At 53.3% G+C, this 19213-nt stretch carries 26 protein-coding genes, 1 rRNA gene and 2 pseudogenes; 20 read left to right on the plus strand and 9 right to left on the minus strand.

Translation table 11 applies throughout. The features are described 5' to 3' along the window. The 9 genes and pseudogenes from JCM11217_RS16300 to JCM11217_RS16315 form a co-directional block, all read left to right on the plus strand. Positions 1–2180 (plus strand): 23S ribosomal RNA (locus JCM11217_RS16300); the annotation flags it as partial. A gap of 11 nt (positions 2181–2191) precedes the next feature. Continuing rightward, a complete protein-coding gene (locus JCM11217_RS16305; protein WP_243679185.1) occupies positions 2192–2365 on the plus strand; it encodes a hypothetical protein in 174 nt (57 codons plus the stop codon). Between the two features lie 36 nt (positions 2366–2401). Beyond that, complete coding sequence (locus JCM11217_RS10495; protein ID WP_243679186.1) at positions 2402–3232, plus strand: hypothetical protein; 831 nt, start codon at positions 2402–2404, stop codon at positions 3230–3232. 134 nt (positions 3233–3366) lie between these two features. Next, a pseudogene (locus JCM11217_RS10500) lies at positions 3367–4221 on the plus strand (S-methyl-5'-thioadenosine phosphorylase). 5 nt (positions 4222–4226) lie between these two features. Beyond that, positions 4227–4808: a hypothetical protein gene (locus JCM11217_RS10505; protein WP_243679187.1), complete on the plus strand. Its 582-nt coding sequence runs from the start codon at positions 4227–4229 to the stop codon at positions 4806–4808. 58 nt (positions 4809–4866) lie between these two features. Beyond that, positions 4867–5226: a translation initiation factor gene (locus JCM11217_RS10510; RefSeq protein ID WP_054842896.1), complete on the plus strand. Its 360-nt coding sequence runs from the start codon at positions 4867–4869 to the stop codon at positions 5224–5226. Further along, the gene (locus JCM11217_RS10515) at positions 5223–5636 is read left to right on the plus strand and encodes a hypothetical protein (protein WP_243679188.1); all 414 of its coding nucleotides are present in this window, start codon (positions 5223–5225) and stop codon (positions 5634–5636) included. Before JCM11217_RS10510 ends, JCM11217_RS10515 begins: the two co-directional genes overlap by 4 nt. 32 nt (positions 5637–5668) lie before the next feature. Beyond that, positions 5669–5992, plus strand: a complete 324-nt coding sequence (locus JCM11217_RS16310; RefSeq protein WP_243679189.1) for an RPB7/RPC8 family DNA-directed RNA polymerase subunit — start codon at positions 5669–5671, stop codon at positions 5990–5992. Positions 5993–6015: 23 nt separating this feature from the next. Further along, complete coding sequence (locus JCM11217_RS16315) at positions 6016–6273, plus strand: hypothetical protein (RefSeq protein WP_243679190.1); 258 nt, start codon at positions 6016–6018, stop codon at positions 6271–6273. A 9-nt stretch (positions 6274–6282) separates the two neighbouring features. Here JCM11217_RS16315 and JCM11217_RS16320 read toward each other — a convergent pair whose 3' ends face one another. Together JCM11217_RS16320 and JCM11217_RS16325 are read right to left on the minus strand one after the other, a co-directional pair. Further along, positions 6283–7293 (minus strand): hypothetical protein, encoded by a 1011-nt coding sequence (locus JCM11217_RS16320; RefSeq protein ID WP_243679191.1) that lies wholly within the window; start codon positions 7291–7293, stop codon positions 6283–6285. Continuing rightward, positions 7208–8443 (minus strand): ABC transporter ATP-binding protein, encoded by a 1236-nt coding sequence (locus JCM11217_RS16325; protein WP_243679192.1) that lies wholly within the window; start codon positions 8441–8443, stop codon positions 7208–7210. The genes JCM11217_RS16320 and JCM11217_RS16325 overlap by 86 nt, the downstream gene beginning before the upstream one ends. Positions 8444–8706: 263 nt before the next feature. On the opposite strand from JCM11217_RS16325, the gene JCM11217_RS16330 reads away from it, so the two are divergent. The 4 genes from JCM11217_RS16330 (at position 8707) to JCM11217_RS16345 (ending at position 10472) form a co-directional block, all read left to right on the plus strand. Continuing rightward, entirely contained in the window at positions 8707–9138 is a 432-nt protein-coding gene (locus JCM11217_RS16330; RefSeq protein WP_243679193.1) for a hypothetical protein, read from the plus strand. Between the two features lie 172 nt (positions 9139–9310). Beyond that, a complete protein-coding gene (locus tag JCM11217_RS16335) occupies positions 9311–9901 on the plus strand; it encodes an MFS transporter (RefSeq protein WP_243679194.1) in 591 nt (196 codons plus the stop codon). Positions 9902–10003: 102 nt separating this feature from the next. Then, complete coding sequence (locus tag JCM11217_RS16340; protein ID WP_243679195.1) at positions 10004–10204, plus strand: hypothetical protein; 201 nt, start codon at positions 10004–10006, stop codon at positions 10202–10204. Beyond that, positions 10170–10472 carry a methyltransferase domain-containing protein gene (locus tag JCM11217_RS16345; RefSeq protein ID WP_243679196.1) on the plus strand — a complete coding sequence of 101 codons (303 nt, stop codon included), beginning with the start codon at positions 10170–10172 and terminating at the stop codon, positions 10470–10472. The genes JCM11217_RS16340 and JCM11217_RS16345 overlap by 35 nt, the downstream gene beginning before the upstream one ends. 105 nt (positions 10473–10577) lie before the next feature. On the opposite strand, the gene JCM11217_RS16350 is transcribed toward JCM11217_RS16345, so the two are convergent. Genes JCM11217_RS16350 through JCM11217_RS16360 form a run of 3 tightly spaced genes read right to left on the minus strand, consistent with a single transcriptional unit; the run spans position 10578 to position 12357 of the window. Beyond that, positions 10578–11369: a chloride channel protein gene (locus JCM11217_RS16350; protein WP_243679266.1), complete on the minus strand. Its 792-nt coding sequence runs from the start codon at positions 11367–11369 to the stop codon at positions 10578–10580. Beyond that, positions 11285–11722, minus strand: a complete 438-nt coding sequence (locus JCM11217_RS16355; RefSeq protein WP_243679197.1) for a chloride channel protein — start codon at positions 11720–11722, stop codon at positions 11285–11287. Before JCM11217_RS16355 ends, JCM11217_RS16350 begins: the two co-directional genes overlap by 85 nt. A gap of 11 nt (positions 11723–11733) precedes the next feature. Next, complete coding sequence (locus JCM11217_RS16360; RefSeq protein ID WP_243679198.1) at positions 11734–12357, minus strand: chloride channel protein; 624 nt, start codon at positions 12355–12357, stop codon at positions 11734–11736. A gap of 96 nt (positions 12358–12453) precedes the next feature. On the opposite strand from JCM11217_RS16360, the gene JCM11217_RS16365 reads away from it, so the two are divergent. The 7 genes and pseudogenes from JCM11217_RS16365 (at position 12454) to JCM11217_RS16380 (ending at position 17782) form a co-directional block, all read left to right on the plus strand. Next, on the plus strand, positions 12454–12861 hold the full coding sequence (locus tag JCM11217_RS16365; protein WP_243679199.1) for a hypothetical protein: 408 nt from the start codon (positions 12454–12456) through the stop codon (positions 12859–12861). Then, positions 12846–13253 (plus strand): hypothetical protein, encoded by a 408-nt coding sequence (locus JCM11217_RS16370; RefSeq protein WP_243679200.1) that lies wholly within the window; start codon positions 12846–12848, stop codon positions 13251–13253. The genes JCM11217_RS16365 and JCM11217_RS16370 overlap by 16 nt, the downstream gene beginning before the upstream one ends. Positions 13254–13291: 38 nt before the next feature. Further along, complete coding sequence (locus tag JCM11217_RS10555; protein ID WP_243679201.1) at positions 13292–14680, plus strand: hypothetical protein; 1389 nt, start codon at positions 13292–13294, stop codon at positions 14678–14680. Between the two features lie 160 nt (positions 14681–14840). Further along, positions 14841–15994 (plus strand): annotated as a pseudogene (locus JCM11217_RS10560) (cation:proton antiporter). Positions 15995–16248: 254 nt separating this feature from the next. Further along, positions 16249–16443 (plus strand): hypothetical protein, encoded by a 195-nt coding sequence (locus JCM11217_RS16375; protein WP_243679202.1) that lies wholly within the window; start codon positions 16249–16251, stop codon positions 16441–16443. Then, positions 16437–17597, plus strand: coding sequence for a hypothetical protein (locus JCM11217_RS10565; RefSeq protein ID WP_243679203.1), 1161 nt, complete (start codon positions 16437–16439; stop codon positions 17595–17597). Before JCM11217_RS16375 ends, JCM11217_RS10565 begins: the two co-directional genes overlap by 7 nt. After that, on the plus strand, positions 17594–17782 hold the full coding sequence (locus JCM11217_RS16380; RefSeq protein ID WP_243679204.1) for a hypothetical protein: 189 nt from the start codon (positions 17594–17596) through the stop codon (positions 17780–17782). Before JCM11217_RS10565 ends, JCM11217_RS16380 begins: the two co-directional genes overlap by 4 nt. Before the next feature lie 125 nt (positions 17783–17907). Here the strand turns inward: JCM11217_RS16380 and JCM11217_RS10570 are convergent, their stop codons facing one another. The 4 genes from JCM11217_RS10570 to JCM11217_RS16395 are packed head-to-tail and all read right to left on the minus strand — an operon-like array spanning position 17908 to position 19213. After that, positions 17908–18315, minus strand: coding sequence for a CoA-binding protein (locus tag JCM11217_RS10570; protein ID WP_054842899.1), 408 nt, complete (start codon positions 18313–18315; stop codon positions 17908–17910). A 25-nt stretch (positions 18316–18340) separates the two neighbouring features. After that, positions 18341–18616, minus strand: a complete 276-nt coding sequence (locus tag JCM11217_RS16385) for a hypothetical protein (protein WP_243679205.1) — start codon at positions 18614–18616, stop codon at positions 18341–18343. Next, positions 18606–18851: a hypothetical protein gene (locus tag JCM11217_RS16390; RefSeq protein WP_243679206.1), complete on the minus strand. Its 246-nt coding sequence runs from the start codon at positions 18849–18851 to the stop codon at positions 18606–18608. Before JCM11217_RS16390 ends, JCM11217_RS16385 begins: the two co-directional genes overlap by 11 nt. Then, positions 18839–19213: a hypothetical protein gene (locus tag JCM11217_RS16395; RefSeq protein WP_243679207.1), complete on the minus strand. Its 375-nt coding sequence runs from the start codon at positions 19211–19213 to the stop codon at positions 18839–18841. Before JCM11217_RS16395 ends, JCM11217_RS16390 begins: the two co-directional genes overlap by 13 nt.

Here is a 19213-nt window from a genome sequence, read left to right on the forward strand (position 1 = left end):
ATGCAGGGGGCCGAAAGGCCCCGGTCCCCCCCGGTCAAACTCCGAACCCGTGGGCTCCGAAGAAGGGGGGGGAGGCGGGTTCCTCGGGGGGGTAAGCCTGAGGGCCGAGAGGGAAACAACCCAGACCGGGGGGGTTAAGGCCCCCCCTAAGTGCGGGCTAAGTGTCAACCTAGAAGGGTGTCCCCCCCCGCCCAAGACAGCGGGGCCGTGGGCCTAGAAGCAGCCATCGGCTAAGAAGTGGGTAACACCTTACCCGCTGAGGCGGGGGGGGCCCCCGAAGATGTCTAGGGACTCAAGCCCGCCGCCGAGACCCCGGCCCGCGGACCGTTGGTCCGCGTGGGGTAGGGGGGGCGCGGCCATGGGGGCGGAAGCCGGGCCGTGAGGTCCGGTGGACCCGTGGCCGATGCAGATCCCGGTGGTAGTAGCAGCGAAGAGGGGGTGGGAACCCCCCCCTCCGCCGGAAAGGACCAGGGTTCCATGGCAACGACAATCAGCCATGGGTTAGCCGGTCCTAAGGCGGGGGCCTAATTGGTACCCGCCGAAGGGGGAAACGGGTTAATATTCCCGTGCCGTGGGGGTAGGCCTCGCGGCAACGCAGGCCCCCCCACCCTCGACGCCTCGGGATAGGGTGGGCGGGGGGGAATACCCCCGCTTAACCGCTGAAGGCCGGGGGGGAGTGCCGTAATGGCGAGAACCGGCTGAAGGCGGGAATAGCCGGGCCTTGAGCCCGGTCCACCCGACTCCCGGGGGGGCCCATGAAAAGGGGGGGTGGGGGGGAGCGAGCCCCCACGACCGTACCGAGAACCGACACAGGTGTTCCTGGGTGAGAAGCCCAAGGCGGCTCGGGTGACCCCGGGCCAGGGAACTCGGCAAATTAGCCCCGTAACTTCGGGAGAAGGGGGGGTGCCCCGCGGCTCTGGTGGTTACCACTGGAGCCGTGGGTCGCAGTGGCAAGGGGGGGACCTGACTGTTTAACAAAAACATAGGTCCCCCCCGCTAGCCCGTAAGGGTGTGTACGGGGGGGCTGAATCCTGGCCACTGGCGGTACGTGAAACCCGGGTTCAACCGGGCGAAGCGCCGCTGAAGGCCGGGGGGGGTAACTCTGACCCTCTTAAGGTAGCCAAATGCCTTGCCGGGTAAGTTCCGGCGTGCATGAATGGATCAACGAGGTCCCCCCCACTGTCCCGGCCCGGGGGGGCCCGGCGAACCCACCTCCGGGTGCAGAGTCCTGGGACCCCCCCCGACGGGGGGGCGAGAAGACCCTGTGGAGCTTTACTGCAGCCCGTCGTTGGGGGTGCGGGAGGGGGGGTGCATAGTGTAGGTGGGAGCGATGAAGCGCGGTCTCCGGGCCGCGCGGATGCGCCAATGAAACACCACCCACTCCCTCCCGCACCCCTAACCCCGGGTAGCACCCGGGGGGGGACAGCGGCGGGTGGGCAGTTCGGCTGGGGGGGCGGCACACCCCTGAAAGGATATCAGGGGGGGTGCCCAAAGCTCGGCTCAGGCGGGTCAGAACTCCGCCGTAGAGGGTAAGGCCAAATGCCGGGCTGACTGCGCCCTTGAACGCAAGGGGCGCAGGGGGGGGAAACCCGGGCCTAGCGAACGCTCGTGCCCCCCCACCAGTGGGGGGGCCGGGCATGACAGAAAAGTTACCCCAGGAGTAACCGGCTCGTCGCGGGTGAGAGTTCCCATCGACCCGCGGTTTGGTACCCAGACGTCGTCTCTTCCATCCTGGGGGGGTGCAGCAGCCCCCCAAGGGTGGGGGGGCTGCCCGCCCATTAAAGGGGGGGGAACGTGAGATGGGTTCAGACCGTCGTGAGACAGGTCGGACTCTACCTGTCGGGGGGGGTGCTGGCCGCCTGAGGGGGGGAAGGTGCCCTCAGTACGAGAGGAACGGGGGGGCGCCGCGGCCTCTAGTCTACCGGTTGCCTACAGGGCAGAGCCGGGCAGCCACGCCGTAGGGGGGGATAACCGCTGAAGGCATCTAAGCGGGAAGCCCTCCCCCCCGAAAAGAGGCGGCCGCTCGGTGCCCGGTGGGGGGGAAACCCGCCGGGTGCCGGGTGAGGGTCCCCCCCGTAGAAGACGGGGGGGTTGATGGGGGGGTGGGGGGGGTGTAACCCCCGAGGGTTTTCCCGAGGGGGGGGAGCCCGCCACTCCCAATCGCCCCAGGTGCGGGTGGTGGGGGGGTTTAATGGGTGGGTGCCTGGGTGTGGTTGGGGGGGTTGGGTTGCTTTGTTCATGTTTTCTGTCTGAGTTGCGTTTTAGCTGTGTGGTTGTTTGTTGGTGGTTTGGGGGGGAGTTTAAGGGTGTTGTTTGTGATGCTGAAGTTTTAAGGGGGGGGTTCTGTGGTGTGGGGGGGGTTTGATGGTTGTGGGTTTGAGGGTGGGGGGGGTGGTTTTTGGTGGCTGTGGTTGTTGTGGCTTCTTTGTTTGTTTTTAGGTTCTTTATTACGAGGCCTGTGGGTTTGCCAACCCCCGTCCCCAGCGAGGTTTCCTATGGTTACCTCCTTTGTTATGGTGATTATGTGGTTATTCCCGGCAACACCATGGTCATACTTTACTTTCACCCGCATGGTTCTGTGGTGGTTAATGGTGTTGGGGGGGTTTTCATAGCCTTCCCGCTGGGTATTATTAATGAGACCCTGTCTGCCTTATCGAGGTTGCCTAGTTGGGAGGGTTCGATGGTCATGGGTGTTTACGTAAATGGTAGGTTAATCGCCATTAATGATAATCAGTCTGTGCCGACTGAGTCGCTTATACACGCCGTTAACCAGCCATACCCATATGCCCAGGGTAACACCACGCAGCCCAGTCTCACCACGTTCTGGCAATTCGCGAGGTCTGTGAACTTGCCGGCGATATACACGGTGTTCAGTGTTGGTTTTTCGGCGATTAATGTTACGCCTGGCGACACAATCGCCGTTGTTATTTACTCCGCAGTGCCCTACGCACTGCCGGTGTGTAACATAACCAGTGAGGCTGAGGAGGTTCAGCTCATGGTTGGGAATGGGTGGATCGGCCACGTTGGCCCACCACCAAACGCAACGCCAACCGCGGAGCAGCTCTACATGGAGGGTGAGTACGTGATTGAGGAGCCCGTGATATACGTAGTCAATGCCTCAGGCTCCGTGCTGGGGGCTGCCTCGGGTGTTGTCGAGTGGTGCGAGGCCGTATGCCGTGGGTGTGGCGCCATCCTACGGGATAGGGCTGGCGTTGCCTCGGGGGTAAGATAGTTGTGTGTAATGCAACTGGTGGTTTCGGGTCATTGCCTTAGCTCCGGGCTTATCCCCCCCGGCTTCTTTCTCGTGTTGTTTCGTGGGTTGTGCGGGTAACGCTTTTATAGTTTGTTTTCCCGGCATTACCGTGGTTGGGGGTTAGGAAGTTGACGGTTACCAAGGCGCCCGTTGACCCGCGTGAGTTGGGTCTTGATGCCCTGCCTACGTGGGTGTTATTGGTGGTAGTGGGCTTTATGAGGCTGGTTTCTTCAGTGAGTATTTTGAGGTTCAGCTTCACACGCCCTATGGCTTGCCAAGCGATAATGTCGTGATTGGTAGGGTTGGTAATGAGTGGGTTGCCTTCCTGCCTAGCATGGCCGTGGGCATAGGTACCCGCCGCATAAGATTCCGTATAGGGCCAATGCCTGGGCCTTGTGGGCCCTTGGTGTTAGGGCTGTGATTAGTGTTAGTGCTGTGGGTAGTCTTAGGCAGGACTTCGCGCCTGGGGGGGATTTCGTGATTCCTGACCAGTTCTTTGATGCTACGAAGGGTAGGGAGTACACGTTCTTTGATGGTCCTAGGACCTGCCACATACAGATTGGCCTTGAGCCTTCAACCCAGTCATTAATCAATTGCTCTTTGAGGAGGCTAGCAAGGTTAATAGGACTCACCTCGGTGGTTGCTACGTGTGTATTGAGGGCCCGAGGTTCAGCACAAAGGCTGAGTCCAGGGTTTGGAGGGATGTCTACGGCTGTGACATAATTGGCATGACGCTCGTGCCCGAGATAAACCTGGTGCGTGAGTTGGGCATGTGCTACTCATTGCTTGCCCTGGTGACTGACTACGATATTTGGGTTCCGCACCAACCCGTGACTGCCGAGCTTGTGGAGAGGGTCATGAGTGAGAAGCTGGAGCTAGCCCGTAAGGTACTCATAAACGTGATACCTAGGATACCAAGGGACGTGCACGTCAAGTGCGAGGAGGCTTTGAAGAACGCCTGCGTCTGATGGCCATGGTTGTTAGGCAATTCGGCGGTAAATTCCCCCCCGCCACCTCCCTGGATGAGTTGGAGGCCCTGTTTAGGGCCTCGAGTGTTGAGTTGGGTAGGAGGTTTGGGGGGGCCCGTAGGGTTGGTGATAAGTACCTACTGCCCATTCAGGCGGTTCCCTGGTTTACCCTCGTAGACCTGGGCCGTGAGTACCCAATAAGTGGCCTCACCATTAGGGGTGTGGTGGTTGAGGGGCCCGTTGACAAGCCCTGGTTTGACCTGGTCCTTGGCTTTCTCGTTGGTGACTACGTGATTGGCGTCTCGGTGGTTGGGCGCAGGGCCGTTGGCTGTAGGTCACGCCCACTCAACCCACCGCTCGATCTTTGGGACCTCCCAGGGGCCTTGACTTCCCGAGGCCCATGGCGGTCACGAGGGATGTGGGTGGCGGCGTCGTCGATATCTCGGCCCCCCATGGACTGCGTGATGGGGGGGCTTGGGCTTAGCCCAGCCTCATTAACGCGCTTCCTCCTTGTTTACGTGGGCCTCGTTAGTGTTGGTGGTAGGGTCTTCATCGACCTCAGCGGTTCGTCGATTCTCGTTTCGTGATGCCGTCCTTTCCTGGACGCAAAAGATATAAATACATGCATTACTTACTTACCGGTCCATGAGTGGGGGGGAGGGTCAGGGAGACATAGTTGATGAGTTGCTTTCGTCGGTGCTTGGTGGTGAGAGTACGGCTGAGGCGGAGATTGCGAAGGAGCAGGCGTTGGTTAGGGTTAGGGTTGAGAGGAGGAAGAGGCATTTAGTTACTGTTATTGAGTTTGATAGTTCTGATGTTAAGGCTATAGACATCAATGGCATTGCCAAGGAGCTTAAGCGCAGGCTTGCGGCTGGTGGTACTGTTAGGGATAATGCCATTGAGGTTCAGGGTGACCAGAGGCAGAGGGTTAAGAAGTTGCTCGTTGAGATGGGGGGGTTTAGGGAGGAGAACATATTGATTGATGAGACTATCGTTGAGGCATGATGATTAGGAGGGATGAGGCGTTAATTAAGTACCTTAGGGATGAGTTGCCGGGTAGGATAAACGAGGCTCTCAGCGGCGATGGTGCATCAATAATCAGGGGCCTCTCGAGGCTATGCATCGAGGCGTTGAACAGGTCCTGCGGCGCCCTGGGCGTTGATTGCGGTGGTGATGAGTTGGTGAGTGCCTGGAGGGTTATGGAGAGGGTTGTTGAGTTGAGTGGTGAGTTTGTCCTGGCTAGGTACATGGCCATTGCCACCTCCTCAAGCCTCATAGCCTCCGTGGCGAGTCCAGCGATTGCGGATATGCTTGGTAGGGACCTGCTCACGTGTGTTGAGAAGGTTAGGGTTATGATACTTAGGATGGTTGAGGAGGGTAGGCCGTGGAGGGAGATTTACGGGTTGGGTGATTAGTTTTTTAAAGGGTTTATTAAAACGAACCCTGCATGTTTAGGGTTTTGACTCTCGAGGACTACATCAGGATCCCACCCAGCAGGTTTGGGGGGGAGCCGCTGGAGAGGGTTGCCTTTGAGGTTTTGTGGGGGGGTGAGTACGTGGGTAGGGTTGAGAGGGACGTGGGCGTCTACGTGGCGATATTCGACGTCGAGGTGAGCAAGAGGGGGGGTGTGATAATATTTGGTGATGGGGGGGCCACATACAACAGGGTTCGCTTTAAGGCCCTTGTCTACACGCCGTTGATTAATGAGGTTGTTGAGGGTGAGGTGGTTAGGACTGAGGACTTTGGTGCATTCGTGAGGGTTGGGCCATAGACGCCTTGATACATAGGACTCAGATGATGGAGGATAACGTGGTTCTTTATGACAAGCAGAGCGGTGCCTTTGTTGGTGAGCGTAGTAGGCGTAGGCTTGGTAGGGGGGGTGACGTTGTTAGGGCTAGGGTTGTGGGGGGGGTTAGCTATGTGACGGCGGGTAACAGGGACGTGGTTAGGGTTAGCCTAACCCTTAGGCAGCCAATGCTTGGTAAGCTTGAGTGGATTGAGGAGGAGTTGAGTGGCTCGAGGAAGGGTCAGAAGGCCCAGCAGAAGCAGTGACGTGGTTTGTTAGGCATTTTTGCAAGCCCTAAGTAACCAGATTAGGGCTAGGGCTAGCACCATTGTCTCCACGGCGCCCGTGATCACAAGCGCCATTGTTGAGTAGGTAATGCTCATGGTCAGCACCTGGGCAGTAAAGAAGGCTATGATGGGTATTGAGGTTGCGGTGATTATGAGCACCGTGTTCACCAGGTTAAGTAATGCCAATGCCTGGGAACCACTTAGGTAGTCCCTAACCTCCAGCTGGAACACTATGGCCGACATGACAGTGGAGGCGAGGGGGGGCGACACTGCGAGGGCTAGGACCGGCGGTATGGCGAATGAGCTGTGGAGGGCCGCCAGTATGGCGATCATCGGTGCCGCCAGCGCGTAGTAAGCCGTGACGGCCATGGGGATCTTAGCCAGCATCCTCCTAATCGGCGTTACCGGTATCGTGAGTATTATGGGTAATGCCGAGTACTCCGCGTTATACATCATGACTGGTAGGAACGAGGTTATGAAGGCGAGGGGCGCGGCGTAGGCCATGACGCCCATGACCAACCCAAACTGGGTTAGGCCCTTCATCGAGGTTGCCAGGGAAATATATAGGAATGCAGCCATCAGGAGCCCGCCAATAACCATGCCCAGGGAACCCCCCCTGGCACTGAGCAGCTGCCTCATGTAGTACCTAACGAGGCCGATAAACGCACCCCCCCTAAACCTGAAGCCCCCCCTGAATGGCTTGTTAGTGGTGATTAGGGACTCGGGACCACCTGGGATCCTCGGCATTAATAGCCTCGACCCAGCATTAATCACTAAGTATGCGTCGACGGTGGTTAACACGGCTGTTGTGGCCACGGAGTTTATGAGGGCCGTTGGGTGGCTCATGATTAGTGGATCGCTGATTAACGGTATGTACTGGGCAATCCCAGGGCTTATGATGCCGGGGGGGTCCTCACTGAGCATTAGGAGAGCCATCGCTATTACCCAGGGTATTGAGTTTGTGACCACCACCAGGGACCTTGTCAGGAACGCACTCACCGAGCCCCCTCCTCCTGACCACGGTGTCCAGGGCCACAATACCCATTAGAGGGCCAATGAGACCTAGGAGCAGGGCCTGCACGGTGATTAGTGCTGGGGGGGTTGGCGTGTGAATCACGGCCGTTATTGCCGCGGCTGTGGTTAATGACGATATTAACGGCGCGTCCACGGCCCTTATAATGGCCATTGTGGCTGCGAGCCTTATGGAGCCCTCATCAAGGCCCAGGGTCCTGAGTAGGTCGCCGATAACTGGGTAGCCCATTACAGAGGTTATCATTGGTGAGAGTAGCATGTATGTCATTAGTATTATGAAGTACATGGTCATGTACTCATACGGTGGTGATTGATACAGGTTAATCACGCCTCTCAGGTGCATGGTTGAGGCAATGATTAATGGTGTAATTAGGTAGGCGACCATTAGTATTGATGCTACGGCCTTAATAACCCTATAACCGCCGACAACCCTATCAATCCTGACGGGCCTAGCCCCAGTCCTCCTGACCTGGGTTATTGCCTGGACAAGCAACTCCCTATAGACCAGATCACCGAGCTCCCAGGGATTCATGGTCACAAACCCTCCAATAAGCCTTAATCTCGTCCTCAGCCTAATGGCCCTTAGGAAGGCATCCTCGAGACTACCCGCGTTGACTGCGTTCATTATTTCCATGGGCGTACCCTCCACGATCAACCTACCCGCGTTTATTATACCAATCCTGGTGCAAACCCTCTCGGCAACCTCCATTATGTGAGTAGTGAATAGTATCGAGCCCCCCCCAGACTCTAGGTGCCTCTGCATTAACTCCTTGACGATCCTCACGGACTTAGTATCGAGGTAGTTGAATGGCTCATCCATGAGCAGGAGCCTAGGCCTATGCATTAGGGCAGCCACTATGGCCACCTTCTGCCTATTACCCGCCGAGAGGGACATTATGGGCTTGTCAATGAACTCCTCAAGTCCCAGGGCCCTAACCAATGTCTCCACGTACCTCGAATCCCTAACACCCCTAACAGAGCCCACGAACTCCAGGAAGTCCCTTGGGCTCAGGGTTTCAAGGACCAACGGAGTCTCCAGGACAGCACCCACGTTGTTCATGACCTCGGGCCTTGGTGGTCCCATGCCCAGTATGTCTATGACCCCCTCATACCTCACGAGCCTAGCACGGCCTTAATAGTCGACGTCTTACCAGCCCATTAGCCCAGGAGGCAGTAGGTCTCTCCCTGCCTTACGCAGGTGCTTAGGCCGTTAACGGCGACCTTACTCCCGTACCTAACAGTCAATTTTTCAACTCTCAATGCACAACCCATTCAATTAATCACCAACACACCCACTTATATTGCTTTATTGGGTCATCACCCCCCCAATCTAACGGTGATTATGCTTAAATCGGTGATTCCCCCCCTCGCCCAGTTAGGATGCACAGGAGTGTTTACCTGATTTTATTTGTTAAGGGGTTGAGGACCTTTGTCTTCGGCATGGTCAGTGTGCTGACGCCGATTTACCTGGCAATGCTGGGTTTTTCACCAATCTATGTTGGTGCATCCATATTCCTGGTAGTCCTCGGTAATGTCTCCTCAAACATACTACTTACGTGGTTTGGCGACGTGATTGGTAGGAGGAGGTTATTAATCATTTTTAGTCTCCTCACGTTCGTCTCCGGCATCCTCCTATCCTCATCCTCGCTATACCCCCCCATACTAGCCCTGGCGCTGTTCATGGGCAACATAAGTACGACAGGGACTGAGGCGGGTCCCTTCCAATCCATTGAGGTTGGCGTACTGCCCAGGTTCACGGGCAATAGGTTGGGTAGGGTCCTGGGTATCTACAACCTAATCGGTTACACCTAATCGGTTACTCAGCATCATCCCTGGGCGCCCTCGCATCATCAATACCGGCCTACCTGGGGGATAAACTGGTGCTTGTTAGGTCGATGTACCTCATATACGCCATGGCCGGTTTGTTCATGGCGATAATCTACAGTGCGTTGGGTAATATTGAGGCTGGGGGTAGGAGGCCTGGTTGAGGAGTTTGGGTAGGGCTGCCGTTGTTGATATTAGGAATTTATCGATACTGTTCTCGGTGGATGCCTTTGGCGGTGGTTTGGTTACTCAGTCCCTACTGTCCTACTGGTTCTATGTTCGTTATGGGGTGACCCTGAGGGAGTTGGGGTTGGTTTTTATGGTTGTTAATGTGGTTACCGCGGTCTCGCTGGTTATTGCGCCGTTGATTGCTGAGAGGATTGGTAATTTGAGGACCATGGTCTACACGCATTTGTTATCAAACGTATTCCTAATCCTAGTGCCACTCGCGGGCTCCTTCATGGGGGGGAGTCTCGCATTCCTCCTACTTAGGCAGAGCGTTTCCCAGATGGATGTGCCGACTAGGCAGGCGTTCATGGCGCAGATATTCAGTGATGAGGAGAGGGTCCCGGCGAATGCAGTGACGAATACCGCGAGGAGCATAGGCTCCCTGCCCGGTCCATTAATTGTTGGTGATTTAATATCCCAGGGGGGGCTCTACTCCCTACCATTCATAATCAGTGGGTCCATGAAGATCATGTATGACTTGACGATTTACCTAATGTACAGGAATAGGGTTGTGGGGGGGTAGTGAAGCTGGGTATTGATGGGAATGACGCATTAGGGAGGTTGGGGGGGTATCTAGGTAATGAGGCTGAGACTTAAAGTGCAACCGCAGTAGTTAACAGTGGCTATGCTTGGGTATAAGCTCTATGTGCGTAGTTACTACGAGGCCCTGGGCACCAGGTACCTGGAGCTTTACCTAAGGGATAGCGTGCTTGGCTACCTAGGCGCCGCGGAGGCGCTGGGTGTTAGGGGGGGGTGCGAGGGTGTTGGATGTTGGTTGTGGGGGGGTTGGCGTGGGGGGGGCCGGCCTTCTGTCTGGTTCGGCTAGGCAGTACGTGTGCCTTGACATCGCCTGCGGTGTGCTTAGGTACGCCAATAACCTGCCAAGCGTTGACGTGGTGTGCGCAGACGCTGCATTATTACCCATTAGGCCTGGCTCTATGGACTACGCCCTGTTGATTAATGTGGTTAATGCGGAGGCCGATGGTGAGCAGGTGCTTAGGGAGGCCCTGAGCCTCGGTGCCCGCGTCTATGCGGTGTCGCCTAGGGCTGTGGATAATGAATTGATTAGGCGCTTGATTTTTCATAGTCTTTAATGCAGTGCCAGTTGGTGGTTTGGTAATGGGTTCTAAAGAGGTGATTATGGTGTTGAGGGACGGAGGGCCAGGGGGGGATTGGGAGGGCTGGATACACTCACCCCATCAATCATCCAGGAACGTCAACCCCCCTAATCTCTTCAATCCCTCTGAGTAAGCCTTATTCATGCTTTCCATGGTTAGTATCCCCAGGAATTCACCATTATTTACCACAGGCACCCACGTGGTGCCTGACTCACTCATCACACCCAATGCATCATAAAGCGTCGACTCCGGCGTTACGTAGCGCATGGGCTTCACGTAATCACGTACCCTACCCCCCCTGCCCCCCCCACCCATGTCGTAGAGGTTCACCACACCTATGAACCTGCCCTCAGAATCAACGACAGGTAGTGCTGTGTACCTGTACCTAAGCATTTTATTTAGTGCTGTGGCCGCATCCTCATCGGCGTGGGCGATGGGCTCCTTAACCAACCCGCACTCACCAACCCTAATCTCCATTAATAGCGGCACCCTGTACTCATTAACATGAGCCGGTGAATCCCTCCTCGTGGGCACCTGCGCCCTATAAATCGTGTAGTCACCTGAGATTAGGTAAGCTATTGCCACGGCAATCATTGCGCCGGGCAGTAGTTGATAGCTACCCGTCATCTCAACGACCATGAACATCACCGCCAACGGCGCCTTAGCCGCGGCGCCAAAGAGGGCTAACATGCTTATTATCACGAATGGGGCTGGGTCCGAGGCTAGGCTTGGCACCAGGTAGTGGAAGATCAACCAGACGTCAAATCCGGTGAACGCCCCCCCAATGACTATGCCTGGAGCAAAGACACCGCCACTACCCCCCCCGAGCCTATTGAGAATGACGTGGCCACTATCTTGAGGAAGGGTAGTAATACGAGGATTATCAACGGCGGTAGCGCGATTACCGGTGATATGAAGGCATTGGCAACGTTGAACTCCGCCAGGTTTAACCAACCATAACTCGTGCCCAGAACCTCGGGAAATAGCAACCCAATTAACCCGGTCACGGCCCCCCCACCCACCACGGGCTTTACGTAATTATTAACCCTCCACCTCTTGAACGCATCATGTACTGAGTAGAAGGTCTTAACGTAGAGCATCGCCATTAACCCATCGATCACGCCGAGCACGGCGTAGAGCGGTAGCCTCAGTGGGTTAAATGTACCGGTGTAATAACCAAATATTGGTGTGAAGCCCACCACCGAGCTAAATATTACGTAGCCCACCGCAGAGGCTATCAGGCTGGGAAGAGGACCTCCGACTCAAAGTCCCTCTTGTAGAGTATCTCCGCAGCCAGTATTGCACCGCCTATTGGCGCCTTGAATATTGAGCCTATGCCAGCCCCAATACCCACGGCAACGGCGACCCTCCTATCCTCAGGCGTTAGGGAGAATAGATCGGCAATGATAGACCCAATACCGGCGCTTAACTGGGCCGTGGGCCCCTCCCTACCAGCACTGCCGCCAGACCCAATGGTTATTGCCGAGGCAATCAACTTAATCGGTGGTATCCTCCTCCTAATCCTACCCTGGAGCCTATGGAATGCGTTTATGGCCGCATCAGTTCCGTGGCCCTCGGCCTCGGGAGCCCAGGTATAGACTATAAGCCCCGATAATAGGCCGCCGAGCACCGTTGATAATGGTATCAACCAAACACGCTTCGCATGAAATACGTAATTTAATGAGCCACCCTCACCAAGGGGCTCGGGTATCTCATAACCAACAAGCCTCCCCCCCATGAATAAGGACTCCATGAGCTTAAGCGTGAAGTAGAAGGCCAGTGCTGAGAACCCGGCCACAACACCAATTACAATACCCAATATGAACCACTTAGTGAAGTAGGGTAGCTCCCTAATCCTCATTGCCGGGAAGACTAGAGTATCACTCTTAAAAGGTCTTTCTCCCTACAATAAAGGATTAATATTTAGGGAAGTTGGGACTTAGAACGTGAAATCCGCATGACACAGGTAACTACGGCATTACTCGCAACCATATACTTAATCACAGCCTCCGCCATAACCTACGTCCTATTCAGTAGGTTTGCCTGGCGTGGTAAGGCTTCGTGGATTTTAATTGGCATTGGTTTCATGCTACTTTCACTGGCGCTGCAGGTTGTTGTTCAGGCAGTTCCATTCCTCATATTAATCCTTACTCACATTAAGGATGTGTTGATTAATGTCTCATCAGCCACAAATGTGGTGTTGGGTTTTGTTAAGTTGAACATTTACCTGGTAACCATTTACACGGGTCTCGTGGCGGGCGTGTCCCAGGAGGTCTTTAGGTACTTGGCCGTTAGGGTCGTGAACTCAAGTCAGCCCCATACATTGGTTATGGCTTCGCCCTCGTGGACGTGGCATTCACGATAATGAGTGTGGTATTGCCATTGTTAATACCCACACCAATAAATCCCAGCATTAAGTACACCACGGCAATACCCATCATAAGCCTGGTCGGCCTTACCATTCAGCCCATTGTCTCCTTCCTATTCCACCCAGGTTCGTCGATGCTCCTTAAAGCCTATCAAACCGTTAACAGGGGGTTGAGGGGCTTAGTGCTCATGATCCTAGCTCACGCATACATGGACTCATTTACCTGGTACATGGACAATGCCATCATCCTCGGACTCATTAATTCATCATTAATAATGCCCCCCCTATCCATGGCCTACTTCATCACCGTGGTTTCATTGTCGGTGTTTATCTTTATCGTTGGTTTTAGGGTGCTTGATTACGTAATTCGCAGGGCGCATTTTAACTGAACTCTCAAGTTAAAAAAGAGTCTTGGGTGGTTTAATGATTGGTTATGAGACGAGTAATCTATGCCCTAGTTAGTGTTGCGGTGGTGATTGTTGCCATATCCTTAATGCAGCTTCACATGTCTCATGGGTCTATGGTGAATAATAGCAATGCCCTCTCTGCCTTACTCAGCAGTGTTCCTAGGCCTACAGTGTGTATTGTCGGCTCCTTGAGCAGCCCATACGTGGCTAGCATTGCTAAGGGCCTGGGCATGGTTAATGCGCCCTTCACCGTGGAGTCTGAGCTTCCGGGCAATGCCTCGTGCAACATGATTGTTATTGAGGATGACTTACTAAGTCTGAATAGTAGTTATTATCGGCGTGAAGTGATCAACTACTTAGGGCGTGGTGTGTCCATTGAGGTTGTTGGCCCCCCCAACGCAGGTAATGCATTACTGAATTTAATAGGTGGTTTTATCGGTGAAAGAGCCACCGTGGTTATTGGTGAGCCCGGCCCCCCCAACAAAACCGTTATATCTAGGTTGCCGAGTGATGTCACTGCGGTAATGATTATAATGATGCCATCAAAGAACGCCAGCAGATTTGTGACGGGTTGGGACATTTTTGAGGGGTTACCGTTAAACAACCTGACATATGCTGTGTTGAGGGGCTGGAGGGATTATAATAGTATGCTGACAGACATGAACAATAAGCTTTATGTCCCAGCATCAACCTTAATGCTCGGAGTCCCAAGGATTGAGTTTCAATCAAGCGCGACGTCAACCACGGTATTCATTGAGGGATTCGCATTCGTGGGCTACGTGGGTTGGTACTCATCAAGCACCTACGATTGGTTTGGCGAATTGGCGGGTGAGCAGTGGGCCATGGTCAAGTTCTACTACGCCTATCAGCAATCCCCTGGCCCGTACTGGTGGTTCCTAAACCTAATACAGCATGAAGTGGAGGGTTTCCCAACGAGTGATCCCAGTCTTGGTTTTGTACCATGCTACGCAGATGAGGGCGTTAATGCATATTCCAATATCTATCCAGGTCAGGTATTCTGGGGCGCCGCACCGACAGGCTCATCATCCAGTCAGCAAACAATATCATACACACTTAGTGCTGGCCCATCCGGCGTCTATGTGCAGGTGTCTGAGACTGTTACCCAGGGAACGATTGGTTGGGGCTACTCAGGCAATCCAAGCCTTGGTCAGGACTTATGGACTTGGAACTTCAATAATCCAGAGATTGGTTATACTTATGTCGTGATACCCAGCGACATATTTATGCTTGACCCAAGCAAGCCTGGTGGTTATCCGCCGCTTTATGAAACTATAAACTTCACGTCAACCTTTGGCAACTTCCTAGGATGTTTCAATAGCCCGTCGCCAATAACGGTTACAGTTGATGTATTTACCAATCAGGTAACGGTGATTAGTTCAAGCACATAGCGCATGGTGGCGCTGCGTCATTGCATGGTATTAAAAATCGTTTTATTTTCTATTCCCCATTAAAAACCACCGAAGTATTGTTTATTAAGGCGAATACTCGACGTAGCCTGTGCCCGCTGGCGAGGCTATTTTCCTCACGCTCCTTGAGGTTAGTATCCTGGTGCTACTTGCTGACTTGGCGGGCGGTGTCCTCGCTAGGTATGGCTTTCCAAGGGTCGTTGCCGAGCTCCTCATTGGGCTTACCCTAAGCCCATACGCCCTGGGCTCCATATTGAACGCGATACTCCACATGGGGGGGTTATTCGCGATTAATGACTACCTGTTATTCCTGACCAACCTCTCGGTGATACTGCTATTATTTGCCTCGGGCCTTGAGCATGGCCTATCCACACTTAGAGGGTGGTGTCTATGGCATATTAGCCGCGGTATTCGGCGCCATAGTCCCCCCCTACACCCTGGTATACTGGGTCCTAGTAAATATGGGTCTGTCATTTGCTGAATCAACAATCATTGCCCTATCAACGGCGCCCACAAGCCTAGCCGTGGTTGCCGGGATCATTGAGCGTGAGGGCTTGACTGGGCTACCAAGCACTAAGGTTTTGATCACGGCTGCCTCCATTGACGATGTCGTTGCCCTAATACTCCTCTCCATGTCCACCGCGGTGATTGGCGCCGGCGTTTTTACATACGGCACCCTAATCACGGCAATCAAGATAGTCACCCTCTGGCTATTGATATTTCTACTCTCCGTATTATTCATACCGAGGATCCTAGATAGGGTTGGTGAGGAGACCATTGTGTATGCATCCCTGGTGGTCCTCTTTGGTATTGTTCTCATAATGACGACCATGGGCTTCTCCGAGGTCATTGCCGCGTTCATAGCCGGCGTGGCTGTTGCCGAGAGCAGGTTTTCGCAGAGGGTTAGGGAGGCCGTGAACGTGCTGCTCGCCATATTCGGTTCAATATTCTTCATAGTCATGGGCCTCCAGCTAAACTTTAGGTATATGCTTAACGTTGAGGTCTTGGTAATGGCTATCGTGGTCTCTATCGTGCAATCATGGGTAAGGTCATTGGTATATACCATTCGCCTACCTGAGGCTTCGTAATCGCCGTGACTCAATAATCGTTAGTTACGGCATGATACCCAGGGGGGGTGAGATGGGCCTTGTGGTCGCGTCCATTGGGTTGAGTAGTGGGTTTATTACCATGAGTGACTTCGGAGTTATAATACTCATGGTGTTGATAACCACCATAATAGGCGCCGTAGCCTATAGGCGGGAGGCCTGCAGGTTCAGGTCAGTGAGGACGCGCTAAACGGTGATGAGTGAGAGCTTTGAAGATTGGCCAACTCGTTGCTTATTACCTCAGCGTGGTTTATTAAGTGTGTTATGGGACTAAAGAAATATCGGCTCATCAACCCCCCCTCATTAGCGGCTCAACCATGGCCGCCTCCTGTTCATTAATCCCTTCATAATGCATGTGAATTGCGTTGACGTGGATCAAGGCCTCCTTTCAATTACTTGCTTAAGCCTGTTCAGTACCTTCCTAATAGTGACTTATTAGTTTGGTTGTGTATTAGGCTTACGGATGATTCATGGCTCTTGAAGCCATTAAACCAAGGATCTGTTGGGGGAGTAAAGGATAAAGGCTCAAAGAGGCTTAAATGCGGTGAGGAAGTCGATGACCCAAGAATCGTTGAAGAAACAATGAAGTTAATCAATGAGTTCCTCAATAGGGTCGAGAGGTATGAAGCTTGTTGTTAAGCGATGAGAACACGCCATTTGATAAATCAATAAGGGCATTAAATAATTGGTTGCAGGAAATCAAGGCGAAAATTAAGAAGGGCTATGATGAAAGCATCACTAAGCTAAGGAGGGCGATTCTTGACGTTGGCAAGAAGATGCTGAAGCAACTAAAGCAGGCAAAGAAGAAGTGGTTTAAGACGTACAGGCAGGAGCTTGAGGAGTTGATTGAAAAATTGAGGAATGGCAAAGCTAAGGTAATCATTAGCGGTGACCCATTTAATAAGGATAGGGGCTTCATAGCGTACTTATACGCGGGAAACTTAGCGATTGAGGTGGCAAGGGTAGCTGGCTCAGGAAGCATAACAATGCGCATAGCACTTACTGGTCTTAAGGGTGTACACGTAATTACGCCCAAGCTATTCGATGATAGTGAGCTAAGGGCAATGCAGTATGGACTATTACTGACTGACGGTTCAATTCACAAGAAGGGCTATCTAGTGATGGATACGAACCAGCTTTGGCAAGCCATCGCCTGGCCACTGACTTGGCCTGGGAAGAACCACGTGTACGTGCACGGCATAAGTCTCAATGACAGTAACGTGGACATCACATGGCATTTAACAGCAATGGAATACAAGGATTCACTCGAGAGTAAGGCTGTGGTTGCCGAGGAGGTTAGTAAATTAAGCAATGAGGAATTTCTATTGTTCCTACTATTTGCAATACTCGGTGATGGCGATGTAAATATTGAGAAGAAGAGAGTTAGGCTTGCGATGGGTAAGTCGAAGCACAAACTCTGGGGGGGTGAGGCCATTAAGAGGCTTGAGGGCTTGGGATTTAGGGAGAATGATAGAGGGCATGTAATCAATTACGTGGTTAAGTCCTCGAAGGCCGTCGATTTAGCTAGGAGGACGCTTAGTGATTTATTAATCAAGGCATTAATTGATGACTTGAGCGCCTTGCCTGATGCGGAGAAGCTTAGGCGATTAATAACGCTGGTGGGCATGAGGATAAAGCCAAGGGGCAGGTTTTTAATTGAGGTTGCTAGCATTAAAATGAGCGTCTACGTGAATAACAGTGGTTGCGTTGAGGTTAGGGTCATGCGTAAGGACTATGGGGGAAGCCAAAGCCATCTTAGAGAGGTTGAAGGGCGCTGGTTACGAGGAGGTTGAACTGGGTAAGTGGGGGCAATTATTTCGTGGTATACATGGGCATGGACACAATAAGGAAGCACCCAGAGCTCACCACCAAGGTATGTGAGGTATTGAAGAGAATGCATGATGAGGTAATACGTGAAGGCAACGTCGAGAGGGCTTGGAGGATAGCCAAGGCAATGAAGAACCTAGGTTGCCAATAACCCGCCCAAGGCCCACGGGTCCGGTAAACCACATACCTGGAATAATCATTTTTATTGCGCCCAAAGTACATTAACCTTAGGAATATCAATGATTCATTAATAAATATTTAAAATGCAAAGTGCACTTATGAAACATCAGTGATTAGAGGTATCTTAACCCTGCCCTGAGCTGCATTCTTAACCTCCTTCTCGAGTTTCGCCCCCCCATCCTCACCGGCTTCGCTGAATCCACCACTAATTACTATAGCCGCCCTAACGCCCTTCGCCACGCACTCGCTCATTATCCTTGGCACGGTGGGTGCCGGGGTAACTATTACGGCTAGGTCAACCTCATCGGGTATCTCAAGCACGGACCTGTAGACCCTATGGCCCAGTAGCTCCGTGTAGCTTGGGTTAACTAGGTAGACCCTGCCCCCCCGGAACTTCGTGAGTAGGTTCCTGGTTATTACACCGCCAACGCTCCCCTCCCTCGCCGTGGCGCCTATCACCGCTATTGACCTGGGATTGAATAGGTAGTTAAGGCCCTCACTCACGGCTTATGAATGTGGGCTGGGCTTATTACGTATTACTCAATTGCATGGGCGCTATATACACAGGGAACCAGTCCTCCCTCCTAATCACTATGTTGTTGTATGCGTATACGTACCTCAGGGCGAGGTTCAGGTAGAGGAGCGTTGGTAGTGATGTTGTTGGTGTCGCGTTGCAGTAGTACCAAGTACCCAATGGCTTCAGTGTGCCGTTTATTGAGGATATGTTTATTGCGAAGTACGTGGGGGGGCCACTCGGCAATACCGGTATTGGCTCACTGACGTTGCACCTAACCTCACCAATCACCTGCCAAGGGAGACCAGGTTGAAACCCGTGATGTTCGTACTCCCCATTGGGGGGCCATCTGGAATATGTAGACCCCGAGGATCGGTTTCGAGAGGTTCGTTATCAACGGTACCGCGTATACAATGCCTGAGTCCTGGGTCGTTAATTGAAAGAGCTCCCTCTTAACCACGCCGTAGACTAGGGCTGTGGCGTTGAATTCATAGGCAATCCCCCCCGACTTGGTTAGGTTCGACAAGTCCCCCCTGGATAGCCAGTCACGCTTAGCCCTGGGGCTATGATTACGGTGTTATTCAGCCCCCCCTGGTAAACCATGACTAGGAAGTATGAGCCGCTGGGTATTTTACCGCTTATCGTTATGTTCGTGCCAGTCCTGGGTATGTAAATGTTTAGTTCCGTTATTGGGAAGTTGAAGTTGTTTGTGCCCATTATCACGAGAAGGTTACTCCCAAAGCCTAGGTATGCATTTGCGGTTAGGTTTAGGTAACCAGTCACGGTGGTTAGTGGTGACGGTATTGAGATTATGAGGGTGAGGGATGCTATGAATCCCACGAGTATTATCAAGCCACCGAGGGCGTAGGCCGGTATACCCCTAGCCAT

The organism is Vulcanisaeta distributa JCM 11217 (assembly GCF_001316005.1).
Lineage (GTDB): Archaea > Thermoproteota > Thermoprotei > Thermoproteales > Thermocladiaceae > Vulcanisaeta > Vulcanisaeta distributa_B.